The organism is Pseudomonas sp. 2995-1, assembly GCF_002742505.1.
GTDB classification, from domain to species: Bacteria; Pseudomonadota; Gammaproteobacteria; order Pseudomonadales; family Pseudomonadaceae; genus Aquipseudomonas; species Aquipseudomonas sivasensis.
In genome coordinates this window covers 1-250 of the sequence record NZ_LJSA01000118.1, presented here as the reverse complement: position 1 = coordinate 250, position 250 = coordinate 1, and the positions used below count along the sequence as shown (strand labels likewise).

Below are 250 nucleotides of genomic sequence, written 5' to 3'. Positions count from 1 at the left end.
TCTTATGCGTTTTCCTTCCATCATAGGTGAACACCATTTTTCTTTCCGTTAGCACTGTTTCTAGGTGGACTGGTCTTCCCCACAGCTGATATAGATATGGCAATGTTTTTTCAAGATACTTCGTGTCTAGCTCAATACCTTCAAACTCATGTGTAACATATACTTCCCCATTTTTTAAATGATCACCATCAGAAACTACTAGATATGGGAAACCACCGTTAACACGACTGCTTATTAGTTGGTCACGGAC

Annotated in this window: 1 pseudogene; it reads right to left on the bottom strand. The window is 39.6% G+C overall.

From position 1 onward, the window contains the following. A pseudogene (locus tag AOA61_RS31725) lies at window positions 1–250 on the bottom strand (hypothetical protein); the annotation flags it as partial.